Source organism: Oxobacter pfennigii, from assembly GCF_001317355.1.
Lineage (GTDB): Bacteria > Bacillota > Clostridia > Clostridiales > Oxobacteraceae > Oxobacter > Oxobacter pfennigii.
This window is the reverse complement of sequence record NZ_LKET01000062.1, coordinates 65,425-77,641: the sequence shown is the minus strand read 5'-3', so window position 1 is coordinate 77,641 and position 12,217 is coordinate 65,425. Positions and strand designations below refer to the sequence as shown.

Below are 12,217 nucleotides of genomic sequence, written 5' to 3'. Positions count from 1 at the left end.
GAGAGTTCACAGCAGCGAACTCTAAGGTATGTGTTTTGCACATACCAATATTCCTTGGTAGCTCAATGGTGGAGCATCCGGCTGTTAACCGGAGGGTTGTTGGTTCGAATCCAATCCAAGGAGCCAAAGACACGTATTTTTAAGAGTACGTGTCTTTATTTTGTATATTTTCTGAAATGCGGCATGGTAACATGCTGTCACAAGTTGATAACTGTTATCACAAGTTATTTAGAGTTCTCTGCCGCGAACATCCATTGGCTATTCTCATATTTACACTAATTTTAAAGTGTGATATATTTGATTTGTTGCCGGTGCCGTAATAAACTTACATGGACTTATATTGGCAAGCCTATATTTTTACGGAATTTAGTTATAATTATAATAGGATAAATAATCAGGTACATGCAGTTAATTTTTTTAGGCGGTGATGAATATGTTAGAAGATATGAACATCAATGATACATTTGCTTTTCCCTATGCAAATCCAGGTAAAAGTGCTGTTGTCAGTGTTAGTAATCAAGAATATGTCAGACATGCCATTAAGACTCATTTTATCGAAGCAGGTAAGGAAAATTACATAGATATTATCAGCAGGTATGTCACACCTGTATACAAAGAAGGAGATTTTCTGGCCATCAGTGAAAAACTCATAACTCTTTGTCAAAACAGGGTCATAACTAAAAATGATTTAAAAATAGGGTTTTGGGCTAAGTTTTTATCCAGGTTCGCATATAGGAGCCCTTATGGTTTTGGAATAAGAAACCCTTATAAAATGGCTGCTGCAATTAAGCTTGCGGGACTTCCCCGAGTGTTGTTTGCTGCTTTTTGTTCTGTAATTGGCAAGCTTTTCGGGGTAAGGGGGGTGTTTTACAAGGTAGTAGGAAATAATATTTCAAATATAGATGGCTTTAATAATCTTGCTTTCGATTATTATGCAGATAAAGGGTTGATTTCTCCCGAAAACCCCGTGGGAGTATGCAAAGAAATTAAAGAAAAGCTCAACATTGACTGCATGATAATGGATGTAAACGATATAGGAGCTGAAATATTAGGAGTCAGCAGCGATGCCCCCTATGGTATAGATGTGCTTAAGGCCATGGTTAAAGACAATCCGGCAGGCCAGGACCAGGAGATGACTCCCTTAATATTAATAAGAAAAAAACAGGAGTATGCTGACGTGGCAGTAGACAGTGAAGCCCATGGCGCTTAAGTTTATACTAACCCTGATGTATTAGAGCAAGTGCACAGGGTTTTTTTATTTACAATTGATTTTTATGCTGCTTGATGACCATTTGGTATTATTTATTAAGTATAATATAAATTTGTTTATTGCTATAATAAATAGTATACATGATAAGTTTAGGGGTGTTAGAATGCAACGAAATAAGAGATTTGCCATCATTGCTGTAATTTTGGTTTTAATTGCTGCTGCGGGTGTCTTTATTTATAAAGGTTCATGGGTTTTCAAATCTTCTCCAAAGGTTGCTGATGAAGAGCCGGCAAAAAGCCAAGATCCTCAACCCACTGAAGAGCCGGAAATAGAACAGCCCCTTCCTACTCCTATAGAGCCCGAACCTAAAGTACCGGAGCATAAAGAAGTCAGAGGTATATATTTAACAGGCCATTCGGTGGGGCTGGAAAGCAGATTTTCACATTTAATTGATCTTATCAATACCACAGAATTAAATGCAATGGTTATTGATGTCAAAGATGATAACGGAGAAATAAGTTACAAGTCTTCTGTTCCTCTGGTAAAAGAGCTGGAAACGGATAAAACGGTTAAAATTAAAGATATTAAAGCGGTAATACAAAGGCTTGATGAAAATTACATATATCCAATAGCCAGAATAGTTGTTTTTAAAGATAATATAGCAGCAACTCAAAAGCCCGAGTTTGCAATTAAAAGCAAGGATGGTTCTGTTTGGAGGGACTATAAGAAAGTCGCCTGGATAAATCCATATATTAAGGAAGCTTGGGAATATCCCATAAGTATTGCCGAGGAAGCGGCAGATATGGGGTTTAAAGAAATCCAATTTGATTATGTAAGATTTCCAACAGACGGAAACAGATCATTAATAGATTATGGCGAAGCCGGTACTGATAGAACCATGTCACAGTCTATATCTGAATTCTTAAGTTATGCAAGGGAGAGGTTAAGCAAAAAAGGTGTTGTTGTTTCGGCGGATATTTACGGATTGGTTACAACGGTAAAGGATGATATGGGGATAGGTCAGCAGCTTGAGGATTTATCGACATCTGTGGATGTATTGTGTCCTATGGTATATCCTTCCCACTATGCTTACGGAAGTTATGGCATAAAATATCCGGATTTGGAACCTTACCGTACGGTGTTTACCAGCCTTTCAACAGCAAAGCAAAGAGTTGAGCAAATCCAGACTGATAAATCTAAGGCTAAGATAAGGCCTTGGCTTCAGGATTTCACTGGAGCATGGCTGAGACCCAAAAGTGCATATAAGGTATACAAATCTGCAGATGTAAAAGCTCAGATTCAAGCTGCCTATGACAGCGGTCTTACAGAATGGATATTATGGAATGCCGGCAATAAATACACCGAGGATGCATTATTAAAAGAATAGGCAGCATATTATATATAAGGCAGGTAACCTTAAATAAAATTGCAGACAGAGAAGATAATATTTCTTCTCTGTTTTTTTAAAGGATTTAAGGGATTTATGTAAAATAATTATAGAAGGTGATTAAAAGAAAGGATTAATATTAATGAATAAAAGGATTGGAAGCATAATTGTATTTTCAATTATAGTTATTGCATGTGCAGTTATGGTATTTAAATTTACCGATTTAATAAAAGGAAATCGCGGATATAATTCCATTGCCGAGCAAGTTAATAAAGACCTTGATTATTATGTCAAACTGGTGGAAAAAAGGCCGGATTCTATTAATCAGAAGGAAAAAAACCAACTTATCGAAGTGTGTGATAGAAAAGATGCCCTGGGTTATATGGCAAATCTTGCCCTTGCAGAATATTGCATTGTAAAGGGGGGAGATCCTTCGGACTATTATTTTAAGGCATTGTCATTATATGAAACCAGTGAAATTAAGAAAAAACTGGCCTTTTCTATGATTAATCAAAGGCAAGACAGTGATGCGGCAGTGATATTAGCAGATCTCCTTCCCGATGAATCTGCCATGGAATCCATACACAGACTTAAAATAGACCCTGCAGCAATGGGGCAAATAATGTTAGAGGCAAAAAAGTGGAAGCCTGCTTGTGAATATTTAAAAATGCATATAGATGAAGCTTATGATGAAGAAGGCAAAAATGGGCTTGAAATATTATATGCTAGGGCTCTGACAGAGTCAGGGGATTATAAGCAGGGGTTACTTCAGTTTGAGGAGCTTAAAGCAGCAAATAAGCTAAATTCGGAGCATCTGTACTTCTACGGAAGATGCCTTGACATGACGGGTAAGACTGAGGAGGCAAAAGAAATATATTCCTCCGTTGGAGTGATTGGGGCATACTATTTAGGAAATATTCTTGAGAAAGAAGGCAATTTAAATGCTGCGGCTGAAAGCTTCAGTGGCAGTGAAGATCCAGCATCTCTTTGGAAAGGTGCTACTCTTTGGGAAACTCTTGGTGAAGATGATAAGGCTTATGAGATTTATACTAAAATAGCTTCGAAAACAGGTTCATTTAAGGATGATGCAGCTTTTCGCGCATATATTCTCTCGGTCAGAAATAAAAATGAGGACTATTCGATGCTGGAGATAATATCCCAGTCTCCTGCATGGATGGAGCGTATGGATAGGGATACTGTATGGATGGATTTACAGGAAATAGATTATGAACAGCCGGAATTCTTGAAAAATGTACAGTGGTATACTGCTAACAATAAAGAAAATATGGCAGATATTGAGATGTATATTGGTCAGAATAATGCAAGCCCTGGGGATAAATTAGCTCTAAGCTATTGGTACTTAGAGAAGCGAAACTACTCAGAATCGGTGAGGTGGGCAGCATCAGCGTTAAAGGAAATGCCCGATTTAAATGCCTACAAACTATCATACCCTAAGCATTATGAAGAAGAGGTTCTCAAGGCTTCAGAGGAATTTAGCGTGGACCCATATCTTCTATGGGCAGTAATGCGGGAAGAGAGCCGATATATGTATAATGCTATTTCAAGAGTCGGTGCCATGGGACTTCTTCAAATAATGCCTTCCACAGGGAAAGATATAGCGGCCCGTTTAAAGGTAAATACAGATGAAATAGATTTATCAAATCCAATGATAAATATACGCTTTGGTGCTTACTATTTAAAATCAATGCTTGACAGATATAATGGTGACGAAGATAAGGCACTTGCGGCATACAACGGCGGAGCGGGCAACGTAAACCGATGGGCAAAAACAAAGCTTGGAAATACAAAAGAAGACTTTCCGGCTGCAGTGGCCTTCTCAGAAACCCGGGAATATATAACAAGGGTTAAAAATTCTTACCTGACATATAAATGGATTTATGAAGAAAAAAGCAGATAATAAAATCTGCTTTTTTAGTGTCAATATTATTGCGGATAAGCCTGTAATATTTAAAGCTTTAAAGGAATAAAAATTAATTAATCTTTTGGATATAAGGATTGCTGTTTTGAAGCAAACTAATGGTCTCAATACCATTAGTTTTATTGTATCTATCATGAGGAGGAAAAGCTTTGCGAAGGTATAGGAAGATATCCGGAATAAGAAAAGTACTGTTCATAATATTTTGGATGGCAGCATTGGTGTTGTTTATCAATCTGGATAAGGTTATAAATATGGAAAGCGGCATAAAGGACATAAGTGCAGTACTTGATGCTGAGCATTCCACACCCGGCGACATTGAGCTAAAGGCTGATGAATACATAAAGATTTATGAATCTTCCGGATGGTTCAGCGGCTCTGTGCTCATGGCTAAAAAAGGAGAGATAATTTTAAACAAAGGCTATGGCATGGCAAATTATGAGCTTGGAGTTTTTAATACACCCAAAACCAAATTCCATCTTGGCTCTTTAACAAAGCAGTTTACAGCCATGGCAATAATGCAGCTTGAGGAAAAAGGATTATTAAGTGTTGAGGACAAATTATCTAAATACATCGCGGATTACCCTAACGGAAACAAAATTACAATCCACATGCTTTTAACCCATACATCAGGGATTCCGGATTATATTAATGATGATGATTCTTTCAACTCTATCTCAAAGCTGCCCCATTCCATTACCCAGATAATAGACAGATTCAAAAACAAGCCTCTTGAATTTACTCCAGGTAAAAAATATGATTACAGCAACTCAGGTTATGTATTATTAAGCTACATAATAGAAAAGGTATCAGGAAAATCCTATGAACAGTATTTACAGGATAATATATTTACTCCTCTTGGTATGGTAAATACCGGGTATGACTATTTAACACCTATTATTAAAGACAGGGCGTCAGGATATTCAATATCAAAGGGGAGTCTAGTGAATGCTGAGTTTTTTGATAGGTCAAATCTTCAGGGAGCCGACGGATTGTATTCAAATACCGAAGATTTATACCTGTGGGATAGGGCATTGTATACAGAAAAACTTGCAAAAAAAGAAACGCTGGATAAAATATTTAAAGTATACCCTCCCGCCACCGCCTATGGCTATGGCTGGACAATAAGCGACGGTGAAATTAAGCATTTTGGAAAAATGGACGGATTCTACACATTTATAAGCAGGGATATAACAAACGATATTACAATAATTGTGCTTTCCAACATTCAGCAAGTACCCCTTGGTGCAATAGCTCGGGATTTAAACTATATAGCCCATGAAAAGGATTACAAGCTACCAGAAAACCTCGCTGTTATTAAAACAATCTATCAATAAGACTAAATAAACCTTATTTGCATAATTATAGCATTTAATTTATAATCTTTATCATAATGTAGAAAAATACCATTACCTCTGTGTTAAAGCATAAAAGAAAAGCAAATGATAAAGAATAGAAAAAATAATATTATTTTCATAATAACTGTAAAAAGACTTTGGAAGGAGAAAAATAAATGCATTTTGATGTTGGAAATATATATAACGGATTTAAACTATTAAGCGAAAAAAAGGTCAAGGAAGTAAATTCCATATCCCGCCTGTTTTATCATGAAAAAAGTGGAGCAAGACTGTTGAGTTTGGAAAATGATGATGATAACAAGGTGTTCTCCATTTCCTTCAGGACACCTCCTAAGGACAGTACGGGGCTGCCTCATATTTTAGAGCATTCTGTACTTTGCGGTTCAAGAAAATTTCCTACAAAAGAGCCTTTTGTCGAACTTGTCAAAGGTTCTTTAAACACTTTTTTAAATGCACTGACATTTTCCGATAAGACCATGTATCCTGTAGCAAGCAAAAATGACAAGGACTTTTATAATTTAATGGACGTTTATTTGGATGCTGTGTTTTATCCTAACATATATAAGTATCCTGAGATATTAATGCAGGAGGGCTGGCATTATGATATAGACAATAAGGAGGGAGAAATCACTTACAAAGGCGTTGTATACAACGAAATGAAGGGCGCTTTCTCATCTCCTGAATCAATATTATTCAGAAAGATTCAGGAATCTTTGTTTCCGGATACGCCTTACGGCGTGGAATCCGGCGGTGATCCGGAAGTTATCCCTGAGCTTACTCAGGAGGAATTTTTAAAATTTCATCAAAAATATTATCATCCTTCAAACAGCTATATATTTCTTTACGGTAACGGTGATATATTAAAGCAGCTTGCATTTATCAATGACAATTATCTGAAAGGTTTTGATGCCATAAAGGTGGATTCCGGCATACCGCTGCAGCAGCCCTTTAAAGAGATAAAAGAAATGGAAGTCATGTATCCTGTTTTGCCTGAAGATGATGAAAAGGATAAAGCTTATTTAAGCATGAATTTTGCTGTCGGAAAATCCATGGAAAACGAAACCATATTGGCATTGCAAGTTTTAGAACATCTGCTGTTAGAAACACCTGCTGCCCCGCTAAAAAAGGCATTGATTGAGGCTGAGATTGGCAAGGATGTATTGGGACAGTACGATAATAGCATACTTCAGCCCGTTATAAGCATAGTAGTTAAAAACTCAAATGAGGATAAAAAAGAGAAGTTTAAGAGTGTCATTTATGATACCCTGAAGAATTTGGCCGAAAATGGGATAGACAAAAAGCTCATCGAAGCTTCCATCAATATTATAGAATTTGATTTAAGGGAATCCGAGGGTCATGGAATGCCAAAAGGGCTTTTATACAGTATAAAAGCAATGAACAGCTGGCTGTATGACAAAGATCCGGAAATAAGCCTTGAATATGAACTGGCATTGGAAAAGATAAAGACGGCTCTCATTTCCGATTATTTTGAAAAGCTAATTGAAAAGTATCTGATAAACAATACTCATTGCTCTCTTTTGGTGTTAAAACCTCAAAAAAGCCTTGAAGAAAGAAAAGCAGAGGAAATTAAAAGCAAGCTTTCATCCTTTAAGAAAAGCCTTACGGATGAACAAATTGAAGAGCTCATAGAGCAGACCGATAAGCTTAGAGAAAGGCAGTCAAAACCTGATTCACCTGAGGTTTTGGCGACAATACCTCTTTTAAATATAGAGGATATAAGCAAGGAAGCGTTAAAACTTGAACTTGACGAGGATAATTACAACCAGGTTAAAATTTTTCGTCATAGTACTTTTACAAACAAGATTGCCTATGTAAATCTGTATTTTGACAGCAGTTTTATAGAGCAGGATGACTTACAGTATATAGGCTTGTTGTCGGATATTTTATGCAAGATATCGACAGAGAAATATGATTACTCAGATCTATCCAATGAAATCAATATACACACCGGAGGAATCCACTCCTTCGTTGAAGCATATTCTGTAAACGGAGACAGTGAGAAATATTATCCTAAATTTATATTTAAATCAAAAGCTTTAGTGGGTAAAATGCCAGAGCTCTTCAATCTCCTTAATGAAATAATTTCGGCTTCAAGGTATGATGAAACAAAGAGATTAAAGGAGATTATCCAGGAAACAAGGTCTCAGCTTGAAATGAGGATATTTGAACGAGGGCATCTGGTTGCGGCAAGAAGGCTGTCATCCTATTACTCGCCTTCCGGTTATTATCTTGAGCTTATATCCGGATTATCCTATTATAAATTCATTGTAGGCATTGAGAAGAATTATGATTCAAAGGCTCAAGAGATAATTGCAAATCTTAAAAAAGTAGCGGGAGTTGTCTTTAGCAGAAAGAATCTGATATTTGGTGTTACCTGTGATGAAAAGGATTATGATGCTGTAAAGTCAGAGGTTGTAAAATTAATTGACGCTTTGAAGGATAATGATCAGGATGTAAAGAAATATAAGTTTGATTTAAAAGCCCGTAATGAAGGTTTGATGACACCGGGTAAGGTACAATATGTAGCCAAAGGATATAATTATATCAAGACCGGCTATGCATATTCAGGGAAAATGCAGGTTTTAAGGACCATAGCAGGGTATGATTATCTGTGGAACCACATACGTGTCAGAGGCGGTGCATATGGTGCCTTCAACAGGTTTGAGAGAAACGGGAATGTGTATTTTGCATCCTATCGCGATCCTAATCTTGCAGAAACTTTAAAGGTTTATGATAACACTGCCGAATACCTAAAAAACTTTAATGTTGATGAAAGAGAAATGACAAAATACATCATAGGAACAATAAGCAAGCTGGATACTCCCCTTACTCCCTCAGTCGCCGGTGAAGTGGCAATTGAATATCATTTGAGGAATGTATTGCAGGAAGATATCCAAAGGGAAAGAGATGAAGTATTAAACACCACATTAGAAGATATAAGAGCATTTGCCGATATGGTTTTAGAGGTTATGAAACAGAATTATTTCTGTGTCCTGGGAAGCGAAGAAAAAATAAAACAGAATAAAGATATATTCTCCGAAGTAACAAGCGTATTTGAATAGCCGGAAGAGAAGGAGCTGTTGCATTTGAAACAATGTAAATGAGCATTGTGAGAGTTCTCTCTGCAAGTTCTTGGTGACTCTGCCGCAGAAAATACTTAGAATTTTAGATTGTTTGAACGAAGTGAAGTTTAAAAATTCTTGTATTTTCAAGGCAGGGAGCCTTAGAACTTGCAGAACTCGCACATAGCGAATGCTGTATTTCAAATGCAACAGCCCCTTTTTCATATATTGCAGACTTTAAGAAATTTTTTGTATCTTATCAAAGGGGAATAACCTGAATTCAACACTTCCTTTTATGGATTCTATAGTAATTGGACCTAATCTTGGGTCTCTGCTGTCCTCACTGCTGCCTCTGTTATCTCCCAAGACAAAAACCTTTCCTTCCGGAACCTCTATCGTCATGTCAGGTGATGTATATGTGCCGGGAGAAAGATACTCCTCATTTAACAAAACATCATTTACATACACTTTTCCGGATTTTATTGTGACAGTATCTCCTGGAATTCCTATGATTCTTTTTACATAGTAATAATCGGGCTCTATTGAAGGAGTAAAAATTACTACGTCGTTATGTTTAGGTTGCCCCATCTTAAATCCGGCTATATTGACAAATACCCTGTCCTTATGATGTAGGGTAGGCTCCATGGATATACCGTCTATGGCCATAATGTCAAATATGAAAAATTTCAGCAAAAATACCACAGTAAGGGCTACGGCCAGGGCTTTAATCCATTCATAAATTTCTTTCTTTAAATTATCCTGCATTGTAAAACTTCCTTTCAGCCAATTATAACTATATTTTACACCAGTTTATATTATTATCAAAATAATATTAAATTTTCAAAAATATCTAGATATATTTTGTATTCATATTGTCGGCTAAACATATAAAATGATATAATTAATACCAGTTTATTGAATAAATTTCCATACATTTCATATAATAGTAAATGGTTGAGACAATCCAAATATTTTGATGTATGGACATTAAATTCATGTTAAATATCTGTTAAATTATAAGAGGAAAAACAAAAATAAAATAGAATATATGAATGAGTGTCTTGTTGTAGTAAATATTTTATAAAATATAATTATACACAAGGGGGAAAATCTGATGAAAGATTATCAAACTCAGCAGTTAAGAAACATATGCCTCATAGGGCATGGGAGTACTGGAAAGACTTCTTTAGCCGAAGTAATTCTTTATAATTGTAAAGAAACAGATAGAATCGGTCGTGTAGAAGATGGTACAACAACAATGGATTACGATGCTGAAGAGAAAAAGAGACAGATTTCTATCAGTGCAGCTATGGCTCCATGTGAATGGAAAAACTCCAAGATAAACATAGTAGATACCCCAGGATACTTTGATTTTGTTGGCGAAGTAATGGAAGGCTTGAGGGCTGTTGATGCAGCATTAATCACACTTTGTGCCGTTTCGGGAGTTCAGGTTGGAACGGAAAAAATGTGGGATTATTGCAAAGAATCAAAGCTTCCCAGAGCTTTTTTTGTCAATAAACTGGATAGAGAGAACTCCAGCTTCGACAAAGTTTTGACACAAATGAGAGATAAATTTGGTACATCTGTTGTTCCTCTTCAAATACCTATAGGTAAAGAAGCAAGTTTTAAAGGAATTGTAGATGTCATAAAGATGAAAGCAAAAATATTCGAAGGAAAAAACGTAAAAGAAGATGATGTGCCGGCAGATTTAACAGATACAGTAAATGAATACAGAGCTTCTATTACAGAGGCTGTTGCGGAAAATGACGAAGTTCTTTTAGATAAATATTTAAGCGAAGGGGAACTTTCCGATGAAGAGCTTATTACCGGGCTAAGGACAGGCATTGCAAAGGGTGATATTGCTCCCGTATTTTGTGGTTCTTCCCTTTCAAATATCGGAATATCCACCCTTTTAGATGCAATAGTTGACTATATGCCTTCACCTTTGGATGTTGAGTCAGAGACAGGCACAAATCCTAAGAATGAAAAGCAGGAACAAAGGCCGGTTAAATCGGATGCACCTTTCTCGGCCTTTGTATTCAAGACAATTGCTGACCCTTATGTAGGTAAGCTTTCCTTGTTCCGGGTAGTATCAGGAACCATAGCATCCGACTCTACGGTTTATAATGCAAATCAGGATAAATCAGAAAAGGTAGGAACTTTGTATATATTAAAAGGAAAAACCCAGACAGCCGTATCAAAGCTATCGGCAGGAGATGTGGGCGCAGTTGCCAAACTTGCCGTAACCACTACGGGGGATACCTTATGCGATGCTCAAAATCCCATTAAATACAAAGCTATAGATTTCCCGCAGCCTTGTATATCAATGTCGGTAAAACCAAAATCAAAAGGTGATGAAGATAAGATATCATCCGGATTAACCAAGCTTTTGGAGGAAGACCCTACATTCAAAGTCTCAAGGGATGTTGAAAATGCAGAGACCATAATATCAGGAACAGGGGAGCTGCATCTTGAAGTTATAGCCAGAAAGCTTCAGAATAAGTTCGGCGCTGAAGTAGCTCTCGATCTTCCTAAGATTCCATACAGAGAGACCATAAGAAAAATTTCCGATGTTCAAGGCAAGCATAAGAAGCAATCCGGAGGTCATGGACAGTACGGAGATGTGCATATTAAATTCGAACCTAATAGTGATGGAACAGACTTTATGTTCGTAGACCAGATAGTGGGCGGTGTTGTGCCAAGACAATATATACCTGCTGTTGAAAAGGGTCTTAAGGAATGCATATCAAAGGGAGTCTTAGCAGGTTATCCTGTTGTCGGGTTAAAAGCCACATTGCATTTTGGTTCATACCATCCTGTTGATTCATCGGAAATGGCCTTTAAGGTAGCTGCATCATTAGCTTATAAAAAAGGGATGAAGGATGCCGAACCAATTCTTCTCGAGCCTATAATGCATGTGGAGGTTACAGTTCCGGATGAATACATGGGCGATATAATTGGAGACCTCAATAAAAAGAGAGGTAGAGTCCTAGGCATGGAGCCAAATAACGGGCAGCAGGTTATAATAGCCGAAGTACCTCAGGCTGAGATATTTAAATATGCAACGGATTTAAGGTCAATGACTCAGGCCAGAGGTTCATTTACAATGAAATTTGAAAGATATGAAGAAGTTCCGGCCAATATCAGTGCAAAGATAGTTGAAGAAGCTGCTAAAACAGCAGTTGCTGAAGAAGAATAGTTATAAAAGAGCGTTTTAAAACGCTCTTTTAAGTTTTCGGATAT

7 protein-coding genes and 1 tRNA gene are annotated in these 12,217 nt (G+C 36.9%); 7 read left to right on the top strand and 1 reads right to left on the bottom strand.

The features are described 5' to 3' along the window. The first annotated feature begins 51 nt into the window (after positions 1-51). From OXPF_RS19135 to OXPF_RS19110, 6 genes are all read left to right on the top strand, one after another. Positions 52-126, top strand: a tRNA-Asn gene (locus OXPF_RS19135). Between the two features lie 307 nt (positions 127-433). Continuing rightward, complete coding sequence (locus tag OXPF_RS19130) at positions 434-1,210, top strand: hypothetical protein (protein ID WP_054876816.1); 777 nt, start codon at positions 434-436, stop codon at positions 1,208-1,210. A gap of 163 nt (positions 1,211-1,373) precedes the next feature. Further along, positions 1,374-2,597 (top strand): putative glycoside hydrolase, encoded by a 1,224-nt coding sequence (locus OXPF_RS19125; RefSeq protein WP_054876815.1) that lies wholly within the window; start codon positions 1,374-1,376, stop codon positions 2,595-2,597. A gap of 142 nt (positions 2,598-2,739) precedes the next feature. Then, entirely contained in the window at positions 2,740-4,515 is a 1,776-nt protein-coding gene (locus tag OXPF_RS19120; RefSeq protein WP_054876814.1) for a lytic transglycosylase domain-containing protein, read from the top strand. 170 nt (positions 4,516-4,685) lie between these two features. Next, a complete protein-coding gene (locus tag OXPF_RS19115) occupies positions 4,686-5,870 on the top strand; it encodes a serine hydrolase domain-containing protein (protein ID WP_054876813.1) in 1,185 nt (394 codons plus the stop codon). Positions 5,871-6,046: 176 nt separating this feature from the next. Next, positions 6,047-8,974, top strand: coding sequence for an insulinase family protein (locus OXPF_RS19110; RefSeq protein WP_054876812.1), 2,928 nt, complete (start codon positions 6,047-6,049; stop codon positions 8,972-8,974). A 237-nt stretch (positions 8,975-9,211) separates the two neighbouring features. Here OXPF_RS19110 and lepB read toward each other — a convergent pair whose 3' ends face one another. Continuing rightward, positions 9,212-9,739 (bottom strand): signal peptidase I, encoded by a 528-nt coding sequence (gene lepB, locus OXPF_RS19105; RefSeq protein ID WP_054876811.1) that lies wholly within the window; start codon positions 9,737-9,739, stop codon positions 9,212-9,214. Positions 9,740-10,088: 349 nt separating this feature from the next. Between lepB and fusA the strand changes: the two genes are divergently transcribed. Further along, the gene (gene fusA / locus OXPF_RS19100; RefSeq protein WP_054876810.1) at positions 10,089-12,173 is read left to right on the top strand and encodes an elongation factor G; all 2,085 of its coding nucleotides are present in this window, start codon (positions 10,089-10,091) and stop codon (positions 12,171-12,173) included. Positions 12,174-12,217 lie beyond the last annotated feature (44 nt).

Bases quoted from the DNA above. Each gene is read 5' to 3' on its own strand.
- OXPF_RS19130 (WP_054876816.1), top strand. From the start codon at position 434: ATGTTAGAAGATATGAACATCAATGATACATTTGCTTTTCCCTATGCA.
- OXPF_RS19110 (WP_054876812.1), top strand. From the start codon at position 6,047: ATGCATTTTGATGTTGGAAATATATATAACGGATTTAAACTATTAAGC.
- OXPF_RS19120 (WP_054876814.1), top strand. From the start codon at position 2,740: ATGAATAAAAGGATTGGAAGCATAATTGTATTTTCAATTATAGTTATT.
- lepB (WP_054876811.1), bottom strand. From the start codon at position 9,739: ATGCAGGATAATTTAAAGAAAGAAATTTATGAATGGATTAAAGCCCTG.
- OXPF_RS19125 (WP_054876815.1), top strand. From the start codon at position 1,374: ATGCAACGAAATAAGAGATTTGCCATCATTGCTGTAATTTTGGTTTTA.
- fusA (WP_054876810.1), top strand. From the start codon at position 10,089: ATGAAAGATTATCAAACTCAGCAGTTAAGAAACATATGCCTCATAGGG.